23 protein-coding genes are annotated in these 22,233 nt (G+C 60.0%); 4 read left to right on the forward strand and 19 right to left on the reverse strand.

Features of this window, described 5'->3' with window-relative positions; all coding sequences use genetic code 11:
- Positions 1-46 precede the first annotated feature (46 nt).
- The 13 genes from JNB91_RS05690 to JNB91_RS05750 form a co-directional block, all read right to left on the reverse strand.
- Entirely contained in the window at positions 47-1,705 is a 1,659-nt protein-coding gene (locus JNB91_RS05690) for an aldehyde dehydrogenase family protein (RefSeq protein WP_275957782.1), read from the reverse strand.
- Complete coding sequence (locus tag JNB91_RS05695) at positions 1,702-2,268, reverse strand: GlcG/HbpS family heme-binding protein (RefSeq protein WP_220324545.1); 567 nt, start codon at positions 2,266-2,268, stop codon at positions 1,702-1,704. Before JNB91_RS05695 ends, JNB91_RS05690 begins: the two co-directional genes overlap by 4 nt.
- Positions 2,252-2,545, reverse strand: a complete 294-nt coding sequence (locus JNB91_RS05700; RefSeq protein ID WP_220324546.1) for a EutN/CcmL family microcompartment protein — start codon at positions 2,543-2,545, stop codon at positions 2,252-2,254. The genes JNB91_RS05695 and JNB91_RS05700 overlap by 17 nt, the downstream gene beginning before the upstream one ends.
- 10 nt (positions 2,546-2,555) lie before the next feature.
- Complete coding sequence (locus tag JNB91_RS05705; RefSeq protein ID WP_220324547.1) at positions 2,556-3,317, reverse strand: hypothetical protein; 762 nt, start codon at positions 3,315-3,317, stop codon at positions 2,556-2,558.
- A complete protein-coding gene (gene eutJ, locus JNB91_RS05710; protein ID WP_220324548.1) occupies positions 3,314-4,153 on the reverse strand; it encodes an ethanolamine utilization protein EutJ in 840 nt (279 codons plus the stop codon). The genes JNB91_RS05705 and eutJ overlap by 4 nt, the downstream gene beginning before the upstream one ends.
- Positions 4,154-4,166: 13 nt before the next feature.
- Positions 4,167-4,853, reverse strand: coding sequence for a phosphate propanoyltransferase (locus JNB91_RS05715; protein WP_220324549.1), 687 nt, complete (start codon positions 4,851-4,853; stop codon positions 4,167-4,169).
- A 123-nt stretch (positions 4,854-4,976) separates the two neighbouring features.
- Positions 4,977-5,555, reverse strand: a complete 579-nt coding sequence (locus JNB91_RS31610) for a BMC domain-containing protein (RefSeq protein WP_220324550.1) — start codon at positions 5,553-5,555, stop codon at positions 4,977-4,979.
- Positions 5,556-5,573: 18 nt separating this feature from the next.
- Entirely contained in the window at positions 5,574-6,395 is an 822-nt protein-coding gene (pduB, locus tag JNB91_RS05725) for a propanediol utilization microcompartment protein PduB (RefSeq protein WP_220324551.1), read from the reverse strand.
- A 29-nt stretch (positions 6,396-6,424) separates the two neighbouring features.
- Entirely contained in the window at positions 6,425-6,709 is a 285-nt protein-coding gene (pduA, locus tag JNB91_RS05730) for a propanediol utilization microcompartment protein PduA (RefSeq protein WP_183829366.1), read from the reverse strand.
- 92 nt (positions 6,710-6,801) lie between these two features.
- The gene (locus tag JNB91_RS05735; RefSeq protein ID WP_220324552.1) at positions 6,802-7,941 is read right to left on the reverse strand and encodes a 1-propanol dehydrogenase PduQ; all 1,140 of its coding nucleotides are present in this window, start codon (positions 7,939-7,941) and stop codon (positions 6,802-6,804) included.
- A gap of 125 nt (positions 7,942-8,066) precedes the next feature.
- A complete protein-coding gene (locus JNB91_RS05740; RefSeq protein ID WP_220324553.1) occupies positions 8,067-10,607 on the reverse strand; it encodes a glycyl radical protein in 2,541 nt (846 codons plus the stop codon).
- A gap of 62 nt (positions 10,608-10,669) precedes the next feature.
- Positions 10,670-11,272 carry a DJ-1/PfpI family protein gene (locus JNB91_RS05745; protein ID WP_220324554.1) on the reverse strand — a complete coding sequence of 201 codons (603 nt, stop codon included), beginning with the start codon at positions 11,270-11,272 and terminating at the stop codon, positions 10,670-10,672.
- Between the two features lie 174 nt (positions 11,273-11,446).
- Positions 11,447-11,791 carry a hypothetical protein gene (locus tag JNB91_RS05750; RefSeq protein ID WP_220324555.1) on the reverse strand — a complete coding sequence of 115 codons (345 nt, stop codon included), beginning with the start codon at positions 11,789-11,791 and terminating at the stop codon, positions 11,447-11,449.
- Positions 11,792-11,912: 121 nt separating this feature from the next.
- On the opposite strand from JNB91_RS05750, the gene JNB91_RS05755 reads away from it, so the two are divergent.
- Entirely contained in the window at positions 11,913-12,824 is a 912-nt protein-coding gene (locus JNB91_RS05755; RefSeq protein WP_220324556.1) for a DUF7973 family transport facilitator, read from the forward strand.
- 125 nt (positions 12,825-12,949) lie between these two features.
- Here the strand turns inward: JNB91_RS05755 and JNB91_RS05760 are convergent, their stop codons facing one another.
- The 3 genes from JNB91_RS05760 to JNB91_RS05770 form a co-directional block, all read right to left on the reverse strand.
- Entirely contained in the window at positions 12,950-14,404 is a 1,455-nt protein-coding gene (locus JNB91_RS05760; protein ID WP_220324557.1) for a tagaturonate reductase, read from the reverse strand.
- Complete coding sequence (locus tag JNB91_RS05765) at positions 14,388-14,543, reverse strand: hypothetical protein (protein ID WP_220324558.1); 156 nt, start codon at positions 14,541-14,543, stop codon at positions 14,388-14,390. Before JNB91_RS05765 ends, JNB91_RS05760 begins: the two co-directional genes overlap by 17 nt.
- 137 nt (positions 14,544-14,680) lie before the next feature.
- The gene (locus JNB91_RS05770) at positions 14,681-15,058 is read right to left on the reverse strand and encodes a hypothetical protein (protein ID WP_220324559.1); all 378 of its coding nucleotides are present in this window, start codon (positions 15,056-15,058) and stop codon (positions 14,681-14,683) included.
- A 227-nt stretch (positions 15,059-15,285) separates the two neighbouring features.
- Here JNB91_RS05770 and JNB91_RS05775 point away from each other — a divergent pair, with 227 nt between their 5' ends.
- Complete coding sequence (locus JNB91_RS05775) at positions 15,286-15,999, forward strand: FadR/GntR family transcriptional regulator (protein WP_220324560.1); 714 nt, start codon at positions 15,286-15,288, stop codon at positions 15,997-15,999.
- Here the strand turns inward: JNB91_RS05775 and JNB91_RS05780 are convergent.
- Positions 15,971-17,419, reverse strand: coding sequence for an aspartate ammonia-lyase (locus JNB91_RS05780; protein WP_220324561.1), 1,449 nt, complete (start codon positions 17,417-17,419; stop codon positions 15,971-15,973). The two genes, JNB91_RS05775 and JNB91_RS05780, sit on opposite strands and share 29 nt — an antisense overlap.
- A gap of 240 nt (positions 17,420-17,659) precedes the next feature.
- Here JNB91_RS05780 and JNB91_RS05785 point away from each other — a divergent pair, with 240 nt between their 5' ends.
- On the forward strand, positions 17,660-19,135 hold the full coding sequence (locus tag JNB91_RS05785; RefSeq protein WP_346269273.1) for an amino acid permease: 1,476 nt from the start codon (positions 17,660-17,662) through the stop codon (positions 19,133-19,135).
- Positions 19,132-20,064, forward strand: coding sequence for an asparaginase (locus tag JNB91_RS05790; RefSeq protein WP_346269274.1), 933 nt, complete (start codon positions 19,132-19,134; stop codon positions 20,062-20,064). The genes JNB91_RS05785 and JNB91_RS05790 overlap by 4 nt, the downstream gene beginning before the upstream one ends.
- A 232-nt stretch (positions 20,065-20,296) precedes the next feature.
- Here JNB91_RS05790 and JNB91_RS05795 read toward each other — a convergent pair whose 3' ends face one another.
- Positions 20,297-21,586: a TRAP transporter large permease gene (locus tag JNB91_RS05795; RefSeq protein ID WP_223218064.1), complete on the reverse strand. Its 1,290-nt coding sequence runs from the start codon at positions 21,584-21,586 to the stop codon at positions 20,297-20,299.
- A complete protein-coding gene (locus JNB91_RS05800; protein ID WP_220324563.1) occupies positions 21,583-22,113 on the reverse strand; it encodes a TRAP transporter small permease in 531 nt (176 codons plus the stop codon). Before JNB91_RS05800 ends, JNB91_RS05795 begins: the two co-directional genes overlap by 4 nt.
- Positions 22,114-22,233: the final 120 nt, after the last annotated feature.

The raw sequence follows: 22,233 nt of genomic DNA on the forward strand, positions 1-22,233 counted from the left end.
TCTTGCTTTCGAAGCGGACGCCCTTACTTCAGTGAGCGTCTTTGCCTCAGCGGACGTTCAGCGCCTCCACCATCACGCATTTGCGACGACGGGCGAACGACTTGGGCGATGTCAGCCCCTCACCGGTCGGCCCGGCAATGGTGAAGGTCGTGTAGCCCTCGCCGCCGACGCCGATGCCGGCATAGGACGGGCCGTTCTTCACGAAGATCGTCGTCTGGATCAGCTTCGCCATCTTGGTAATCTTGCGCACGTCGGTGGAATGGATCATCGCCGTATGGCGGTTGCCATGCTCCAGCTCGACGGCGAGATCGATCGCCTCATCGACATCCCCTGCCCGCACCAGCGGCAGGATCGGCATCATCAGCTCTTCCTGCACAAACGGATGGTCCTTCGGCAGTTCGATCAGAATGACGCGGATGTCCGGACCGACCGAGATCCCGACCTTGTCGAGCAGGTAGACGGCACTCTTGCCGACGCAATTGGTCTGCGGCCCGCCCTTGAGCGTCAGGACCAGTTCCTCGAGCTTCTTCACGATCGCCATATCCTTGACCAGATAGGCGCCGTTCTTCTGCATCTGCGAGATCAGGAAATCGGCGATCTGGCTGACCGCAATCACTTCCTTTTCGGCAATACAGGGCAGGTTGTTATCGAAGCTGCAACCGCTGACGATGTCCTTGGCGGCCTTTTCGATATCGGCCGTTTCATCGACCACGACCGGCGGGTTGCCGGCACCGGCGCCGATGGCCTTCTTGCCGGTCGACATCACCGTCTTGACGATGGCCGGGCCGCCGGTTGCCACCAGCATGCGCACCTTGGGATGCGCCATCATCGCATTGGTATTGTCGATCGACGGTGCCTGAACGGTCACGACAAGATTTGCAGGCGCACCGAGGCCCGCAAGCTTGCGGTTGATCAGCTTGATTGCCAAGAGCGACACGACCTTCGCACGCGGATGGGGGCTGAACACGACGGCATTGCCGGCTGCCAGCATGCCGATCGTATTGCAGATGATCGTTTCCGTCGGATTGGTGGTCGGTGTGATAGAACCGATGACGCCATAGGCGGAATATTCGACCAGCGTCAGGCCGCCGTCACCGCTTTCGGCTTCGGTCTTCAAATCCTCGATACCGGGGGTCTTGGAAGCGGCCAGCCGGTTCTTGATCACCTTGTCGCTGGCATTGCCCATGCCGGTCTGTTCGACCGTCATCCTGGAAATCCTCTCCAGCATGGCCGGATCGAGGAAGATATCGCGGATTCCGTCGACAAAACTCTTTCGCGCGGCCATGGAGCAGAACAGATATTGCCTCTGCGCTTCAGCGGCGGCTTCCACCGCCTCGTCCATGCTGGCGAACACGCCGTCACCGAGGATGACCGCTTCTTCATCCGAAATATCGAGCGAGACCGATGCGGCAGACAAAGCGCAATCACCGCGCTCGCAGCAGGAGCAGTTCACCTCACCGGCCGACTTCGTCACCATGCCGTCTGCTACGATGCAGCCCTGGCTGAATGGTGCGGTCGGATCGGCGGCCGGAGCCGGCCTGGAACCGCCCATTTCAGCGATAATGCGGGCTACCGTATCTTCAACCGAGGATGATGCACTCTTAACCGGAGGAGGAACGGGAACAGGGGTCGGAGCCGGAGCGATTGCGCCGTTGAACCCGGCAAGCACGCGATTGACGGCGGCGTTGATGTCTTGGTCGTTCATAATCCTCTTCCTTCCTCGGGGACCGTTCCCCTTCTTTCGGGAAATCCATCGATCGCGTAGCGGGCGATCTCCATGTCTTCAGCGACCGTTCCGCCACTGATGCCGATGGCACCGATCACGGTGCCTCCAGAGCGGCAGGGAATGCCCCCGCCGAAAAGCACGACCTGGCCTTCGCCCGAGCCGTTGCCGGCGCCGCTGCCCGTGTCGCCAACGCCGAAAAGCATGCCACCTGGCTGTGCCAGCAGCCCGAGTTCATCGGTTCCCATGCGATAGGCGGCAGCGGTCCAGGCCTTGGCGCTCGCAAGCTTCGTGCTGGCCAGCAGGCTGCCTTCCATCCGGTGAAACAGTATTGGCCGTCCCTCGGCATCGGCGATTGCGATGCAGACCGGCACCGACATCTGCCGCGCGCGGCTCTCCGCGCGCTCAGCAATGGCGCAGGCATGGGCAAGCGAAATGCCCGGCGCAACAACACTTCTGTCGGTAATCCGGCCAGCCAATTCGGCGGCAAGTGCCATCTCGATCCGCCGCAGGTCGCAGGGGGCGAAATCACGGGTGGCGAACATCGCTCACTCCCCCGTCTGTTTCGACCGTATCGACAATGCCGACAATCGTGGCGTCGACGACGGACTGTTGCAGCGTGCCGGCAAAGCGGCTGGCGCTGCCGGACGTGACGATGACCGTCTCGCCTTTGCCGGCACCTACCGTATCGACGGCAATTAGCGTCACATCCTGTGGCTGCAACAATTCATTGAGCCGGGTAATGATCAGCAGTTTCGAGCCCGAGAGGCTCGCATCCTTGGTCGTGGCGACCACCCGTCCGATGACTTTGGCGAGATACATGGCTTGATCCTCACTCCCTCACAAGCGCGATGTCGCGCGCGCGCAGTTCTTCCGCAGCGGCCGGCGTGACGATCACGGCATGCCCCAGACGCAGTTCCGTGGCGTTGAGGCTGCGTGCCTCGCGCAGGCCGAACACGCCCTCGGTTCGAACAGCAATGAGCCTCTGTGCAGCTATCGGCGGTGCAGCCGCAAGCGTGTCACCCTCGAAGGCGACTGCAAACCGTGCCGCCCAGCTCAATTCGATGCCGTAACCCATCAATGTCTGCAGATGGCCGCTCATCGTCGCCTGATAGGCCGCATTCGGCAGCAGGCCGCGCGCGCGCCGATCCCGTCCGTTAGGGCAGACGCCATCGCGGGCGGCGATGATGCGGGTACCTCTCTCAAGTCCACCCTGCAGAATTTTCGACAACGGATCGTCGGCAATGCCGAGCGCTACCTTGGCGGCAAGCGAAACGCTGAGCGTCGGAACCAGTATGATCGTGTGACGATCCAGAAGATCCCCGGCCCTGCCTTCGGCTTCGACCATCTCGAACCCGGCAAGCTTATCCGCCAACAGAGGCCGAACCTCCGGCGCAATCACCGTCTCGAATGCCCATCCCGCATCGCGAAGCTGCTGCAGCTGGCCAAGTGCTGCCTCGATCCCGAAATCCGTTTCGGCAAACAGTACCAGCGCCGAGCGTGGCTTGGCCTGCGCTCTGCCACCCATCCGCGCGATGATGCGATCGGACAGAAGATCGAGCAGGATACGATCGAGAGCGGCATCGATGCTCATGCCAAGCCTCCATCTTCATACATCGCGATCCCAAGCGGCGTGACCAGCAGCGGCTCGACGGGCTTGATGACCCGGCGTCCGGTATGGCTGACGAGAACCGCCGCAAAATCCTTGAACGAGCAGGCGCCGCCGACCACATGGATCGTGTCGACTGAAGGGTAATCGGCGAGGAAGTCGGCGACGATGCGCCCCATCTTGTCGGCCACCGGCCGGATGATCGAAAACACATCCCGCTCCAGCGCATGATTGAGCTTTTCAGCCTCCGCATCCTCGAAGGAAATCTTTCTCGCGCCGGCCAGAACCAGCGTCATATGCGTGCCACCGGTCGGCTCGTCGAAAGTGGCAACCACCTCACCGTCCTTGAGAACGGAAATCCCCGTCGTGCCGCCGCCGACATCGACCACGGCACCATTCTCGACGCCAAGCAGGCGCGCCGCAGCGGTCGGTTCATCAACGATTTCCGCCAACTCGAAATCGGCCGATTCGACCACATGGCCGATCGCCTTCGCATTGGATGGGTGGACGCCCGGCGGGATGGCGGTTGCGGCGCGCGAGAGCGGCTGACCGAGCCGCTCCTCAAGCTCTTCCTTCATTCGGCGGACAGCGTGAACCGCGCCGATATAATCGACGACGATGCCGTCACGCACGACGGTCGAGCGCCAGGACGTACCGGCCACAGGATTGTTATCCGCATCGACCACCGAAAGCACCAGATTGGCCGTGCCGAGATCGACGCCAACCTTCAGCCGACCGGGCGCCCATTCCGGCTGCGGCACGATCGTGCCCTGCCGGACCAGTTCCCCGAAAGCTCTGAGTTTGCTGTCGACACTCGACATGACTTCTCTCCGATCAGACCTTGCGGATCCGCACCATCGCGTCGTTCTTCAGGCCGAATGCATTGGCCTCCTCGACATCGATATGCATTTCCATGAATGAGGCTTCGGCAGCGCGGATCGTGACATTGTGCATGATGCCGCCGCGCACGCCGCCAACCTCGACATCAACCTCTTCACCGTTCTTCAGGCCGAGCTTTGCGGCCTCTGCCGGCAGCATGTGGATATGGCGGAGCGCCACGATCACGCCGCTCTCCTTCTTGATCGTCCCATAGGGGCCGATCACCTCTATGCCCGGCGACTGTTCCAGTTTTCCCGACATGCGCAGCGGCGGCTTGATACCGAGCGTGAACCCGTCGGCGACCGAAACCTCGATCTGCGTTTCCTTGCGCAGCGGCCCGAGCACCCGCACCTTGCCGATCTGCCCCTTGGGGCCGCGGATCGTCACGGTTTCTTCCGCCGCATACTGGCCGGGCTGCTTCATCGCCTTCATCCGGGTCAGTTCCGAACCGGGGCCGAAAAGCGCGTCCATGTCCGGCCGCGAAAGATGGATGTGGCGGTTCGACACGCCGATCGGCACGAGCCACGGATCGCGACCCTCATCGCCTTTTGCAAAAGGTTTCGCCTGCTCTTCCGAGGCGGTGAGGCTCTGCGCCAGAAGCTCGGCAATCACGCGGTCGATCGTAGGTCTGTCGATTTGCATTATGGTGTCCTGTACGTCTTGACCCGACATGACGACCGGGCCTGTCATGGGCGCAACAATCCACCCGGCGGTTTTGCCGCCGGTGCTCGCTGTCACCCGAAATTCTCGTCTGTCTGGCGCTGACTACCGCCGGCGATGGCGACGGTCGGCGCGGGATTGCGCATGACTTGCAGCCTGAGGTGCCGGCTCGGCCGCCACCTCGATCTCAGGCTCCACGGAAGCCTCGGCAACTGCCGGCACTTCCGGCTCCACCGATGCGGCTTCCTCTACCGGGGCTTCGGCAGCTTCCGTCACCGGAGTTTCAGGCTCAGGTGACGGGTCGGTAGCAACATCAGTCTCAACGGCCAGTGAAACCTCCGGGGAGACTTCCGTCGGAACCTTCGCCGCAGCAACTGCTGCAGCAAGTGGTTCCAGGCCGACAGTTGCCCCGCTTTCCACGATCTTGCCCAGTCCGTTTGCGGGGCGGGCAATCACGCTGGTGGAGACAACCGTCCCCACACGTGCGGCTTCGGCGGCGGCTGCGGAAACCGCAGCCTTGACGGCCCCGACATCCCCCCGAACCTTGACGACTGTCATGCCGTCGCCATTGGCAAGCTCGTAGCCCACCAGCGTGACATTGGCGGATTTCACCGCCGCATCGGCGGCAGCCACTGCAGCCGTCAATCCGATGGTCTCGATCAATCCAAGGCTATCCTGCAACATGACAGTCTCCTTTCAGGGTCAGATATACGGCTTGGTCGAGGAGACCACCGGAGCAGGATCGAGCGTGCCGAGCACCTGCTTGCCGACATCGCGTGCGGCACGAATTGCCTGACGCACGGCACCGGAATCACCACTGAACATGAAGATGACTTCGTTCGAGTAGCTCGTGCCGCCATTGCCCGGCGAGGCATAACCGACCGGAACGACGGTTGCCGACTTGGCTGCGGTATCCGCCATCAGAACACCGATCGCGGCGGGCGTACCGACCGTGATGCCGAATGCCTGGCCAAGCGGAGCGCCGAAAGCCTTGGCAAGCGCGTGGCTGGCGCGGGCAGTGTACTGGAATTCCAGATGCCCTGCCGGCGTGCCGTAGACATCGCCGAATGTGCGATCCAGTTCCTCCAGCGTCACTTCGACGGCACGGCGGGCGTCGGAAACGTCCTCTGCGCCGAAGATGATCAAGCTGCCGTGGCCGCCGCCGCCTTCCGTGTCGCGCGGCAGTTCGATGAGCAGCACTTCACTGTTTGTGGCTTTCACTGCTTCGTCGGCTGCAAAGATATGCGGACCGGCACCGGTACGTGCGCCAACGATGCCGATCGACCGGTATTTCTTGTCGATCTTCATCTGCTCGTGCAAGAGCGGGTCTACATTTGCAATCACCAGACCGACCGTATGCCCGATTGCCGTGCCGACGAATTCGGTGAGATTACAGGCCTTCGGCGCCGTGGTGCGGGCAGCCGGCTTCTCAGCGGGAGAGGCGGCCGGGGCCGGGGAGCTTTCGCTCCCACCCATCTTCCGGATAACCTCGTCCATGAGTTTTTCGACAAGAGCATCCTGCATTGTCGATCCTCCTTTGTGTGTTCAGGGGTTCAGGCTACCTTGCCTTCCGGCAGGATCTTCTCGACCTCCATGTGAGGGCGCGGGATCACGTGGACGGAAACGACCGTGCCGACCTTTTCGGCGGCGACGGCACCGGCATCGGTGGCGGCCTTGACTGCGCCGACATCGCCGCGGACCATAACCGTGACGAGGCCGGAACCGATCTTTTCATAACCGACCATGGCGACGTTAGCCGACTTGACCATGGCATCGGCGGCTTCGATGGCAGCAACCAGACCTTTGGTTTCGACCATTCCGAGAGCTTCCTGTTGCATGACTTAACTCCTTAGCGTTTCGGTGTTCAGACGTTGATGTGATGACCGTTTCTCGCGGGTTGGACTAAAGTGTCGGCCCCCTCCCTCCCGGCCTAGCCCCCGGCCCGGCCGAGAAGCATCAAAAGCTCCTCGAGCGTGGGCCTGCGTGGGTTTCCTGCGGTGCAGGCGTCCGCCATGGCGGCCGCTGCCATATCGGGCATTGCCCGACGATATTCCTCGGCATCCATGCCGAAGCCACGAAGCGTGGACGGGATGGAGAACCTTTGATTGAGCGCCTGGATGGCGCGGATCAGCGCAATGACGCCGGCCCGCATGCTCGGTACGTCGAGCCCTATGCGCGAAGCGATGCGTGCATAGCGGCCGGCGGTTTCGCGGCAGCCCGGCGCATCGTCCTCAAGACCCGCATTCCAGGCGATGACATGCGGCAGAAGCACTGCATTGATGCGCCCGTGAACGAGATGCATCCGCCCGCCGATCGCATGCGCAAGACCGTGGTTCACCCCGAGCCCCGCCTCGCTGAAGGCAAGGCCTGCAAGGCAGGAAGACTGATGCATCGCATCACGCGCCTCCATGTCATTGCCGTCGTCATAGGCGCGCGGCAGGCTGGCGAAGGCGAGTTCCAGCGACTTTTCGGCAAAGGCATCGGTAAAATGCGATGCGCCATTGGCAACCACGGCCTCGAGCGCGTGGGTGATGACGTCCATGCCTGTATCCGCCGTCACTTTCGGCGGTGCCGTGCGGACGAATTCGGGATCGAGGATCGCCACATCCGGCACCATCTCTTTTGCAATCAGCGGGAATTTCTTGCCCTTGGCCGGATCGGAGATGATCGCGAACGAGGTCACTTCCGATCCCGTGCCGCTGGTCGTCGGAATAGCGACGAATTCAATTCTTTGCGCCGTATCCGTGGCACGAACCACCGACAGGATGGCCTTGGCCGCATCGATCGGCGACCCGCCGCCGAGCGCCAGAAGCACCTGCGGACGGAATTCCGCAAAGACACCGGCCCCCTTGGTCACGGTTGCGATCGGCGGCTCGGGAATGGCCTCGTCGAAAACCTTGACCTCACAGCCGTCGAGATGGCGCAACACCCGGTCGAGCGGACCGGACTTCGCCATGAAGGCATCGGTGACGATCCCGACCCGCTGCCCGCGATAGGCATGCAGCCGATCAAGCAACCCTTCGCCGAACACGATCTCGGTCCGGGGGGAGAAGCTTTTGTAGGAGGGCATATGTCACCTGTTGCAGTTCGGGATTGAAGGTATCGTTCGGCCTGGTGTTGCCCGGGCAGGGATGGGACCCGCCCAGGCTGTTTGTTGATCCCGACCCCATTTCAGGCAGGGTCGGGATTGCCGTCTTAGAAATGCTGTTCCGTGCGGCTGATGATGTCGTCCTGCACTTCCTTGGCGAGCACGACGAACTGGGCCGAGTAACCGGCCACGCGAACCACGAGGTCGCGGTGGGCTTCCGGGTCCTTCTGGGCTGCGATCAGCGTATCGCGGTCGACGACGTTGAACTGTACGTGCATGCCCTTCTGGTCGAAGTAGGAGCGGACCAGCGAGGCGAAGTTGCGCAACCCGTTGTCACCGGCGAGAGCCGAGGGCAGGAACTTCTGGTTATACAGCGTGCCGTTGGAGGCGATGAAGTGGTCGAGCTTGGCCACCGAGTTTGCCGCGGCCGTCGGTCCCAGATGGTCCTTGCCCTGGCGGGGCGAGACACCGTCTGCGAGCGGAGCCTTTGCCGGACGGCCGTCAGGCAGAGCACCGACATCCTTGCCGAACAACACGTTGGCCGAGACCGGATAGATACCGGCCTGGAACTGGCCACCGCGCGGGTTCTTGTACTTTTCGACTTCCAGGCAATAGATCTGGGCGCATTTGCGGGCGATCAGATCGACGTCGTCGATGTCGTTGCCAAAACTTTCGGCCGAGTCGAGCAGACGGCGGATGCCTTCATATTTCGACGAGCCGGCCGGAGCCGTGATCGTGTCGGTCGACAGCGTGCGATAGACTTCTTCCTTCAGTGCCGTCACATCCATCGACTTGTTGGACGACAGCACCTTGCGGACGGCGTCATAGATCTGCCCTTCCGTCAGTTCGCCGGCGCCGACTGCATTGGCCTTCTGGCCGATGGCAAGCCCGAAATTGGCGTCGAGTGCTTCCTTCAGTTCAGCCATGGAGATCTTCTTTTCGTCGAAGACGAACTTCTTCATGGCGTAGACGGAGTCACCCGTGTCGGCGACACCAAAGGCCTGCGGACCGGTGAAGTTGTAGAGCGCACCACCTTCCTGCAGCGACTTGCCCCGTCCCATGCAGTCTTCGACCATCGGAGACAGGAACGGCAACGGTGCACGTTCGCCATGGGCGATATCGACGCAGTTGTCGGCTTCCGCCAGATATTTGACGAAGAAGGCCATCTGCTTGTTGAAGGCATCATAGAAGTCTTCAATCGAGGTCCAGCGTTTCGGATCGCCGGTGACCGGGCCGAGCTGTGTCGAACCGACCTTGCCGTCGCTCAGCGTGATTTCGAGAACCTTGGCGACATTGAAGAAGGCGGCATCGTGCCAGCCTTCGGTCTTGTGGATTGCCTGCGGTTCGACGCAGCCGACAATCCCGTAATCGCGGGCGTCGGCCAGCGAGACACCCCGGTTCTGCAGCGCCGGAATGATGACTTCGTCGTTATAGACAGCCGGAACGCCAAGACCGAGACGGATGACTTCCGCAGCACGATAGAGGAATTCATCCGGCGTGCCCTGCCAGACACGGATGGAGAAGGACGGTGCCGGCAGGCGGCAATGAACCGTTGCTTCCATGCACATGTAGGAGACGTCGTTGGTCGCATCGCGGCCTTCCGGCGTCTGGCCACCGACGCAGAGGTTCTGGAACACGGCATAACCGGCAAAGGCCTGGGCCGAAACTTCGTCACGGGTCTTGTTGACGTCGTTGAGCTTGATCCAGATGCAGTCGACCAGTTCCTGGGCAAATTCACGGCTGATCGTCGTATCGGCTTTGAGGAAGGGATACATGTACTGGTCGAAACGGCCGGGCGAAATCGAGTGGCCCGAGGATTCGATCTGCAGCATGCACTGGATGAACCACATCGTCTGGCAGGCTTCCCAGAAGTTGGAAGCCGGATATTCAGGCACCAGGCGGCAGTTCTTGGCGATCTGCTCCAGTTCGGCCCGGCGCGTCGGGTTGCTTTCGCGACCGGCCAGTTCCTGGGCCTTTGCGGCATAACGATGCGCAAAGTCGATGGCAGCCTTATAGGAGATGATGACGGCGTTATAGAACTGCTGCTTCTTGATATAGGATGGATCCATCTGGTCGAGCGCTTCAAGGTGCCGGACCGCTTCTGCAATCACGCCGCTGAAGCCGATATTGAGGATCTTGCCATAGTCGACGCAGACATGGCCGACACCGCCGTAGAAATAGTTGCCGACCGTGAACACACCGTTGGCGATGCAGTCCTTGGCCTTCTGCGACATGTAGGACGAGGCGAGATCGCTGGTGGTGCGGCCCGGCCAGTATTTGAAGGCCTCACGCAGCTCGTCGGCCGTCTGCTTCGGAATTTCGAAGGGATCGGCCATGCGCGTTGCCATGGTCTCGAATTCCTTCTCCACCCAGTCAAACGAGAATTCCGGGCAGATTTCGGTCGAGCGCGGGTTCTTGGTGATGGCGCCGACGACCAGTTCGTCGTCACGGATCGTTACCGGCAGCTCGTTGAAGATTTTCTCGACCACCTTGGCGCGGCGAAGGATCGGCGGCAGGCCCTCCGTTTCCTTATAGGCCTGGGTCGCAAGCACAGCACGCTCGGACTCGACATGCGGCCGCGCGTCGATGATCTGTTTCTTCAACCGCAATATGCGGTCGGTCGGTTTGGAAAAGCCCTTCTCAATCATTACGTCCTCCAGGAGTGAATGTCGTTCCCGCGGCCTTGCCGAACGGGAGCGCGTCTTGCAGTTCAGGGTGTTGGGCAGTTCAGGATGTTGGGCGAAACCAGACGCACGAAGCCGCGCATCAGTTTCGGATGCGCCGGCCAGGCCGGCGCGGTGACGAGGTTTCCATCGGTCACGGCATCATCGGCCGCCACCGAAACGAAGTTACCGCCGCTCGATCGGACTTCCGGTTCGACGGCGGGATAGGCTGTCAGCTTGCGCCCGCGCACCACATCGGCGGCAGTCAGCAACTGCGGGCCATGACAGATCGCGGCCACCGGCCGGTTGCTGGTCATGAACGCCCTGATGATGTTCAGTACCCGACTGTCGAGGCGCAGATATTCGCAGGCACGGCCACCGGCGAGATAAAGACCGGCGTAATTTTCCGGCTCCACCAGCGCGAAATCGGCATTGATCCGGAACAGGTGCCCGGGCTTTTCCGAATAGGTCTGGTCACCCTCGAAATCGTGGATCGCGGTCTTGACCATCTCGCCCCGACGCTTGCCGGGACAGATGACATCAACCTGCAAGCCAAGCATCTGCAAGGCCTGGAACGGCACCATCGCTTCATAATCCTCGGTGTAGTCACCGACGATCATCAGGATCTTGTTGTCGCTGGGCTTTGCCATGAATTTCACTGTCTGCCGGGGTCGTTCACTGCTCGTTCGGTCCGGCACCTCCTGTCGAAAAGGTAGGCCCGCCAAGCTCAGAGGGTCAACGAGACCGCCTTGACCAGCGCGGGTAAATAATTGACCTGACAGGGAAAATAGGAAAATGCCTTAGAAATGAGGCGGTTCGGGCCATCATCGGTGCAATTCGGCGAAAAGCGCATGACAAGGGATGACCACATGCGGTGTTTTCTTGTCATCGCGCGAAACAAGCAGGAGGCTTCCGACGCTGTCCCGCATCGCATAAAAGCCTGCGACCAAAGGCGCAAAGCACTGATTTTGGTAAAACTTTATCCGAATTTCCGACATGGCGGCTGACACTGTCAAGAAACTACCCGTCAAGGCCAAACCCGTTGCGTTGACCCTTTCACGTGCCTCTCGATAACCTTCGCGCTGATCGACATTCCTTAAAACATGGAGCTCGCAAGACGCATCAGCGATTGCGGCGGCTGGGCCTTTGCGCGCAGCCGATGGGGACATGCGCGCGGAGAGGCTGGGATGTCCGGTCGGGACACGAAGAGAGAGGTGTCCAAGAGAATTTGGAAAGGTGACGGCCGGAGCGGCAAGCGTCGACTACCCGGCATCCCAAGGAGGAAATGGAATGACAATGCTCGGTCTGCTCGTCGCTTTTGGCGGCGGGATTTTTGGCGCTGCGATCGGCGCCTTGCCTGCTTTCGCCTTCGTCGGCATCCTGACGATGCTCGGCGTAGGCATCCAGCTTGCGGTTGCCCCCGCGGCGACGGATTTCTTCGGCATTCCCTTCGGCGTGTTCGGCCCCCATGTCGGCGGCTTCGCCTCGGGTGTTGCCGCCGCAGCCTATGCCGCCAAAAAGGGCAAGCTTGATACCGGCCGCAATATCGTCACCGCCGGCATGGGCCTGAACAGCCCGGATGTGCTGCTGGTCGGCGGCGCTTTCGGCATCGTCGGTTACGTGATTTTCTGGCTGCTCACCATGGTGCCGAATTTTTCGCCCACGCTTGCCTGGACCGACCTGCCCGGCATGACCGTCGTCATCTCGGCCTTCATCGCCCGCTTCATCTGGGGCACCTGCGGATTGTGCGGCAAGGCTGAACCCGGCCGCAAGTTCTTCGAACCGACCGATGCCACCAAGTGGCTGGTCTTCCAGAGCGGCGTCGGCCAGTTGGTAATGATCGGTATCGGCGGCGGCCTGCTCGGCGGATGGCTTGGGCTAACCTATGGTACGCCGGGCGCGCTTTTAGCCTTCGGCATCGCCGCATCCAGCCTGCTGTTCCTGACTGTCGGGGTGCTGACACCGGTCACCCACCATATCATGCTGCCGGCTGCCATCGTCGGTGCATCCTCGGGCAGCATCATCTGGGCAGGCATCGCTGGTCTCGTCTGTGCCTTCGTCGGTGAGTTTTTCGCCCGGCTGTTTCTCTGCCACGGCGACACGCATATCGATCCGCCGGCCTGCACCATCGCGCTGATGACGCTGGTCTTCAACGGACTGACCTTCCTCGGCTTCTGGGCGCTGGTCCCGATCCCGGTCTGAACGGGCCATTAGCCCCTTCGGATCGGAGGCGGTGCGATAATCCCTCCCGATCGCGCCGCCGCCAATTTATTGCCAGTCGAGAAGAACGTGCCCCGAAATAAGTCGGGGCACGTTCTGATTCTATTTCAGGCCTTGTCGAGGAAAGCCTGCAGGCGGTCGAAGGAGAAGGCTTCTTCGGTGAGGTAGCGGAAATCCTCGACGACCTTGGCCCGCAGCTGCGGCGTATCGATCGAACGCCCCCAGAAGGAGGTTTCCTGCAGATAGGCGGCAACCATCGCCTCGACATCACCAAGCGCACCGATCGCCTTGATCTTCTCGACCACTTCAACTGCATCGCGCGGCGGCAGGGCATCCGCACCATTGAACCGACCCAGATAGAAAGCCAGCCATGAGGCAAGTGACAGCGTCATCAGCGGTGCCGGCTTACCGAACTTTTCTTGATAGGCGATGAGCCGTTCCAGATTGCGCGTCTGGTATTTGACGATGCCGTTGAGGCTGATGTCATACCAGAGGTGCCGGATATAGGGGTTCTGGAACCGGCGCAGCACGGCTGCGGCAAACTCCTCCAGTTCCGCCTTGGGCAGCGTCAGGAACGGAATGACCTCTTCGTTCAGAAGCCGGTCGAGAAATTTTGCGCCTGCCGGCTGCGTCACGGCCTCACCGACGGATTCGACACCGGCCAGAAGCGAGAGCGCGCAGAGACCCGTATGCGCACCGTTAAGAATCGCCACCTTGCGCGCCTTGTAGGGTGTTGCATCCTCGACAACCAGCGTTCCCTCATCGTAGTCGGCAAGCGGAATCCTCAGATCCGGCATCCCCGGCTTCTTCTCGATGACGAAGAAATGGAAGAGTTCAGCCGCCGACATGAACTTGTCTTCATATCCGAGTTCCTGCATCAGCGCTTCCGCCTCGGCGCGCGGATAACCGGGCACGATGCGGTCGACCAGCGTGTTATAGAAGGCATTGTGCTCCTCCAGCCAGGTGATGAAGGCGGGATCAAGCTTCCATTCGTTCGCATGCTGAAGAACGATACGCCGCAATTCATCACCATTATGGTCGATCAACTCGCAGGCGATCATCTGCAACCCGGCTTCCGCCTTGCCGCCGAACGCCGTCCAGCGTTCGAAAAGAAAGCGGGTCAGCTTGCCCGGGAAAGAGACCTGCGGCGCATCATCGAACTTGACGGTCGGAACATAGGCAATGCCGGCATCGGTCGTGTTCGAGACGACGACGGTGATGTTGGCATCATGCGCCAGAGCCAGAACATCCTTCCAGCTTTCATGCGAGGGAATCTCCTGGCGCACGCAGGCGACCAGCCGCGGCTCGGAGACCTTCTCACCAGCCTCGTTCACGCCGCGCGACAACACCGTATAGACGCCGTCCTGCTCGTTCAGCGTGAAGGGCAGACCGCCAGCGATCGGGCGAAGCACGATGACACCCCAGTCGGCACCCGCTTTTTCATTTAGCAGGTCGATCTTCCAGTCGACGAAGGAGCGCAGGAAATTGCCTTCTCCCCATTGCAGAACACGCGGCGTCGGGCGGGCGCGGCCCTTCAGAAAGCTCTCATCGAGACGTTTCATGTATGTTTTTTCCTTGATGCAAAGGCATTGATGAAAGAGTGACCTGCGATTTGAAGATGACGATTTCAAAAATGTCTTTGATCTCGATACGTGTCGCGGTGCCAATCGCAACTTTCAGGACGTATTCGATAATCTGCATGGAGGGCTGTATCACTCCCATCCAGCTGATGGGGCTGCGCAACGCGCGGTTCTGAAGAAACGCGACTTACTTTGGCCCATGCCGCAATGATCGGATGGGCAGCCAAGCGACATCTGGTCGCGGCTCAGAATCGACGATTAGAACAACCGGAACGGTCCTAAATGAAATAGCCCGGCAATACCACATGCGGCAAAAGACAGGGCAAGAAATACAGCACCAATCACCCCGACTGAGGTCGCAGGCTTGGCCGCGTCCCCGCCCATGGCCTCAGCCCTCTGCATCGCTTGTGAAGCAGGCATCCCAGCGCCGGCATCCAAGGAAGACTGAGCAGATGCAACCTCGTGCACCGCCTCGGCTCGTCTATCGACCGAGATATGTTTGATGGAATTCTCATCCAGTTTGACCGCGAAGGTCAAACGCGGTTCGACCTGGAGCTTCTCCATGACCTTTTCGGCCGCCCTGACCTCATCCTCCGCCTCAACAAGCCCGGTATAGGTAACGAGATAAAACGGCATATGTCTTTCACACCGGACGCGTTTGCATGGAGAAGGCCTGCCGGAAAAGGCAGCACTTAAGTGCCTGATCGCAAATGATTAAGGCAATATCCGGGCCGTAATTAATTCCTGCTTTTTGAGTGCCTCAAACGGCACCCTTGCGGACGCTCGCAATCGTGAAGCCAGTAACGAAGTCTTCCATGGAACCGGCGATTGACAAGCAGAGGGCCATCGGACAGTTTGAAATAATGAATGCATCGGCTGATTGGTTGTCAGAAAATAGCCCGATCAGTCGTGTAAATGCGGCTGAAGCGGTATTCGAGGATTTGCGCTCGGCCATATCTTCCGGCCGTATCGAAGTTGGCACACGGCTGCCGTCCGAAACTGATCTTGCCAGAAAATTCGGTGTCAGCCGTCCGGTCATTCGCGAAGCCCTCCGGTCGCTGCAGACGCTTGGCATGACGCAGACCCGCACCGGCAGCGGAACATTCGTCACGACAGCGGCCCCTTCCAGCGATCTGCGCTACAGCGGCTATTCCGCCCGTGATCTTATCGAGGCCAGACCCTTTATCGAGGTTCCCGCTGCCGGCTGGGCAGCGGTTCGGCGCAGTGATAGTCAGGCTCGGGATCTTCTGAACCTATGTGACGCCATGGATCATGAGGAAGACCCGCATCGCTGGGTCACACTCGATTCGGAATTCCACATGCTGCTGGCAAAATCCTCCGGCAACACATTGTTCGAAAAGATCGTGATGGATGCCCGCGATGCGCTGATGCAGCAATCCGAACTGGTCAACCTGATGGCCAGCCGGCGCTTGGCCTCCAATGGCGAACACCGTCAGATTGCGATGGCGGTGCATGCCGGCTCGCAAGAAGATGCCTCGCGAGCCATGGAGCTTCATCTCGGTCAGGTGAAGCTCGCCGTCACCGAGATTATCGGAGAAGCTCAGTCGGCTCGCTGACGGGCTCGACCCAGGGTTCGACACTGGGTGGCTGGACATTGGCCAGAATTTCCGGCCGCAGTGCCTTTTCCAGCTGTTCGGCAGTCAGGTGACCGCGCTCGAGCACGACCTCGACGATGGTTCGGCCGGTTTCCAGAGCTTCCCGCGCAACCTGTGTGGCGGCGTAATAACCGATCAGCGGATTAAGCGCGGTCGCAAGACCCAGCGATTGTTCCAGCCGCAGTGCCATGATGCCGGGATTGGCGGTAATACCATCGACGCAACGTTCCGCCAGGATGCGGCACGCCGCGTCCAGATGCGCAATACTGTCGCTGAGTGAGCGGACGATCACCGGTTCGAAGGCGTTGAGCTGCAACTGGCCGGCCTCAGCCGCCATGGTGATGGTGATGTCATTACCGATCACCGAAAATGCCACCTGATTGACCACTTCCGGAATGACGGGATTGACCTTGCCCGGCATGATGCTCGATCCCGCCTGCATGGCCGGCAGATTGATCTCGCCGATACCGGCGCGCGGTCCGGACGAGAGCAACCGCAGATCGTTGCAGGTCTTGGACAATTTCACTGCAACGCGTTTCAACACACCGGAGAGATGCACGAAGGCGCCCGGATCCTGCGTTGCCTCGATCAGGTCCGCCGCCGTCGTCAGGGGACGACCGGTGAGGCGGGCAAGATGCGAGCAGGCCAGTGCGGCATAACCGGGCGGTGCATTGAGCCCGGTGCCGATCGCGGTCGCACCGAGATTGATTTCATGCAGCAGGTTCGCCGATTCCAGAAGACGCGCGCGGTCCTCACCCAGCATGACGGCGAAAACGCGGAACTCCTGACCGAGCGTCATCGGCACGGCATCCTGCAACTGGGTACGCCCCACCTTGAGGATTGCATCGAATTCCTTGGCCTTGCGCTCGAATGCGGCCTGCAGGAATTCCATCGATGCCGCCAGCCCGTCGATGGCCTCGATCGTGCCGACATTGATCGCGGTCGGATAGGCATCGTTGGTGGACTGGCTGAGATTGACATGGTCATTCGGGTGCAGCTGGCCATAGTCACCCTTGGCGTGACCGAGCAGTTCAAGCGCGCGGTTGGCGATCACTTCATTGGCATTCATGTTGGTGGATGTCCCGGCGCCGCCCTGGATCACATCGACGACAAACTGGTCGTGCAAGGCTCCCGCCCGGATCTCCCGGCAGGCGGCAACGATTGCGTCGAGTCGATCCTTATCCAGAAAGCCGAGTTCATGATTGGCCTCGGCTGCCGCTTCCTTGACATAGGCAAGTCCGCGAATGACGTGCGGGTAACGGCTGACGGTAATGCCGGTCACCGGAAAATTGTCGACCGCCCTTGCCGTATGGACGCCCCAATAGGCATCGGCTGGAATTTCCTTTGGACCGAGCAGGTCTTTTTCAATGCGCATTGCCATCTCTGGCATCCTCCACCAAAGTTAAATCTGTCATGCTGTATGACAGATTTAGTCAGATAATCCTCTCCGCCCGAAACCGTCAAATGATTTTCGTCAATCTTGACGAAACCACGATTGCAGCTCTATGAAAGCAAAATCTGTATTACAGCATTACAGGCTCAACGACGAAATAGACGTATGATCGAAGAACATCCGGCCCGATCGGCGAAGGATGTGAAAGCTCTAGGGAGGAGCGTTTCAGTGGATACATCGATACAGGCCAAAGCTGAAAAGGGCATCGAGTTCGCCGAGGATCTCGGCTACAAGAAGGCCCTCAAACCCCGTCAAATCCAGATGATCGCCATTGGCGGCGCCATCGGAACCGGCCTCTTTCTGGGCGCGGGCGGAAGATTGGCAACTGCCGGCCCCGCCCTCATCTTCGTTTACGCGATCTGTGGCTTCTTTGCCTTTTTGGTGCTGCGCGCACTCGGCGAACTGATCATGCACCGCCCGACTTCGGGCTCGTTCGTTTCCTACGCCCGCGAATTCTACGGCGAGAAAATGGCCTTCGCGGTCGGCTGGATGTACTGGCTGAACTGGGCCATGACCGCTGTCGCCGACGTGACGGCAGTCGCACTCTACATGAACTTCTTCAAGCAGTATGTGCCCTTCCTTGCAGGCATAGACCAATGGGTGTTTGCGGCCGTTGCACTTCTGGTCGTGCTTGCCATGAACATGCTGTCGGTGAAGGTGTTTGGCGAGCTGGAATTCTGGTTCAGCCTCATCAAGGTTCTGGCGCTGGTCACCTTCCTGATTGTCGGTATCTATTTCGTCATCTTCGGGACGCCGATCGAAGGCCATGTCACCGGGTTTAGCGTCATCACCGATAATGGCGGCTTCCTGCCGAATGGCATATTGCCTGCCTTCGTCATCATTCAGGGCGTGATATTCGCCTATGCCTCCATCGAGCTGATCGGCACCACGGCCGGCGAGACCGAAGATCCGCGCAAGATCATGCCGCGCGCCATCCGCACCGTCGTTGTTCGCCTTCTGGTATTCTATGTCGGCTCTGTCGTGCTCTTGTCGCTGCTTCTGCCCTACAGCGCCTACAAGGCAGGCGAGAGCCCGTTCGTCACCTTCTTCGGCGCGATCGGCATCGAAGGTGCCGATATCATCATGAACCTCGTGGTCCTGACCGCAGTCCTCTCCTCGCTGAATGCCGGTCTCTATTCCACCGGGCGTATTCTGCATTCGATGGCCGTCTCTGGTTCTGCACCGGCCGTCCTTGCCAGGATGAACAAGGCGGGTGTTCCCTATGGCGGCATTGCCGTGACGGCCGCCGTCACGGCGATCGGCATCGTCCTCAATGCCATCGTTCCTGCCATGGCCTTCGAGATCGCGCTTAACCTCGCAGCACTCGGCATCATCAGCGCCTGGGCAGTTATCGTGCTGTGCCAGCTGAAACTCTGGAGCCTCGCGCGTCAGGGCAAGATGACCCGTCCAGATTTCCCGATGCTCGGCGCCCCCTATACCGGCATCCTCACGCTCGTCTTCCTGTTCAGCGTTCTGGTTCTGATGGCACTGGATTACCCGGTTGGCAGCTGGACGATCGGATCACTGATCATCATCATTCCGGCACTCGTGATCGGCTGGTATCTGGCCCGGGACCGCATCGCGGCCATTGCTGCGGAAAATGCAGCAAGGCAATCCGCAACAACGGATCGGACCGCATCGTGATCGCCGTATCGAAAAAGCCTCTGGTGGCGATCATCGCCACCGGTGGCACCATTGCAAGCGAGCGTGGCGCCAATGGCGCCAGCCTTCCGAGCCTCGGAGGTGACAGCCTCCTGGGCAATCTTCCCGACATCGGCGTCGATCTGAAGGCAATCGACCTGATGGCGAAGGATTCCGCCAGCCTGACGCTCGCCGACATGCAGACCATCAGCACGATGGTCAAGGAACTCCTCGCTGATGCTTCCGTCGATGGTATTGTCGTCGTCCACGGCACGGATGCGATGGAAGAGACATCGCTCCTCGTGCAGTTGCAGAACGTCCTCACCAAACCGGTCATATTCACCGGTGCTCAGTTCACCGCCGACCACCCGCAGGCCGATGGCCCTGCCAATCTGGCAGCCGCCATCTCGGCTGCAACCGAACGCAGCAATGCCGAGCGCGGTGTCCTCGTCTGTTTCGGCAGCAGAACCTATCCCGCCTGGGGCCTCTACAAATATTCCGCGACCGATACCGATGCCTTTCGGCAATCACGGACAGAAGAAAACCCGCAGTTTCATTTTCCCGAAAATGTCGATCATCTGCGTGTCGATATCCTGGCGATCTATCCCGGCTGCGACAGCGTGTTCGTCGATGCCAGCCTTGCCGCCGGCGCAAACGGCATCGTTCTCGCGGCGTTAGGCTCCGGCAACGCAACTCCTGCAATCGTGGACGCCGTACGCCGCTGTACCGAGAGACGGATCCCTGTCGTCATCTCAAGCCGCGTCCCCGAAGGCACATTGACGGCAAGTTATGGCGGCGGCGGTGGTGGCCATGATCTGGATCAGGCAGGTGCCATACATTCGGCCAATCTGCGGCCTGGCCAGGCCCGTATCCTGCTCGCGACGATGATAGCCGGCGAAAAAACGGACCAACTCCAGGAAGTCTTTGGCTAAGCCATTTCCGCTTGTCCTTTAAACCCTAAACCAATCCCGCTTCTCTGGAACTGGTTTAGGGTGTTGCCGCATGGCCTGCGGCAACACCCCTTTGCCCGTCAGTCGCGACGGAAGAGCTTTCGATGTAGAGATGACCGCTCGGGAGTTGCCATACAGTGGACAGTCAATGAGTAAGTCCACTGCATGGCATTTGGGCCGACGTTTTAACCCGATCAAGCGGTCATCCCTCTGCTCACATCAGCAGATTGGGCAGGAACAACGAAATCTGCGGGAAGAAGATCAGGATCGCAACCAGGATAAGAATGGTTGCAATATGCGGCAACGCCTCCACCAGATATTCTTCGATCGGGCAATCAAGCAGACCGCAGACGGTGAACATGGCGACACCCACCGGTGGCGTCATGCCGCCGAAGGTAACCATCGTCATCATGACGATACCGAAATGGACCGGATCAATGCCGAGCTGGCTGATGATAGGCAGGAAGATCGGCGTCAGCAGCAACACCAGCACGGTCGATTCAATGAAGCAACCGGCGATCAGCAGGAAGAGAACGATAAGGAACAGGATCACAATCGGATTGTGGCTGAGCCCCAGCATGCCATTGGCGATCGCCTGCGGCGCCTGATCGAAGATGATCGCATAGCCCACCATGCCCGAGAACATGATGATGAGAACGATAAGGCCGTTGTCGATGACGCCGTGCAGCAGCGCTTCCATGGCGTCCGACCAAGTCAGTTCACGATGAAAAACGACGCCGACGAACACGGCGTAAACGACGGCGAAGGCACCAACCTCGGACGGAGTAAAGAAGCCGCTACGGATGGAAATGAGAAGAGCGACAGGGAAAAACAAGGCCCACTTGGCATCCCAGACTGCGCTCCCGATGGCCGACCAGGTTGGCCGCTGGGCGCTTGCCGAACGATAGCCGCGTTTACGGGAAACGAGCCATACCGTCAGCATCAAACCGGCCATCATCATCAGACCGGGTATCACGCCTGCAAGGAAGAGGCGCCCGATGGAAACATTCCCGACAAAGCCATAAAGAATAAGGCCAAGGCTCGGTGGTATGGTCGCGGTGATAAGCGATCCAACGGCGATGGTGGCGCAGGTAAAGCCCCTGGAGTAACCGTTGCGGATCAGGTCAGGGCCAAGGATGCGCGCTTCCATGGCGGCATCGGCAACTGCCGAGCCCGAAACGCCGCCCATGAGCGTCGACAAGACAATGCAGACCTGCGCCATGCCGCCCGACATCCAGGAGACCAGGACTTCCGAGCAACGGATCAGCCGACTGGTAATGCCGGTCTTGTTCATCATGTGGCCGGCCAGCACGAAGAATGGCACGGCCAGAAGCGGAAAACTCTGCGAGGCTGATGCCACCTGCTGCACGCCGATGGAAGCCGGCATGACCGCATTGATGGCGAAGAAAGAGAAGCCGGAGATGCCGATGGCAAAAGCAACCGGCGCTCCGAGAATCAGAAGCCCGAAAAACAGGCTGATGAGGATAAGCATTTCACCGGTCATAGTTCACTCTCCCCGGCGGCGGCGAGGGCCTCTTCCTTGGTACGTGTGGGGGTAAAGATGAGAATGGGTCTGCCGCGCAGTGAACGAACGGCTTCGATGATCTGACCGGCAAGAGTGATCGCCAGAAGCAGGCAGCCGATCGGAACAGCAGCGGTAACATAGCCGTAGCTGATACCGCTATCGCCAAACTCGCGCTCGAGATTGAGCATCACCAGCTTATAGCCGAGCCAGGACAGCGATAGAAGGAAGGCAAGGATGACGAGACTGGTAAGGATATCGATGATGGCCCGGTTGCGGGCCGGGATCCACCGGACAAACAAATCAACTGCAATAAGACCACGCTTGCGCATGGCCATGTCAGCGCCGATGAACGCCGCCCAGACAAAAAATAGCTGCGCTACATCCATGGACCAAACAAGCGGATAACCGAACCAGCGCATCACGCCGGCAATAAAGACAAGACCGACCATCGCCGCGAGCAGAACTCGAGCAATGACGGACTCCACGCGCACGATCACTGTGGACATAGCGCAGACTCCATTTGAGTTTTTGATGTTTCAGTTAGATGCCGAGGTCAGTTCCATTGAGGGCAGCGTATTTCTGCCCTCAATGGCCACCGCGTGAAGTCCCAAGAGCCAGCACGTCGG

Origin of the sequence: Aliirhizobium wenxiniae (genome assembly GCF_019511445.1) — a bacterium.
GTDB lineage: Bacteria > Pseudomonadota > Alphaproteobacteria > Rhizobiales > Rhizobiaceae > Neorhizobium > Neorhizobium wenxiniae_A.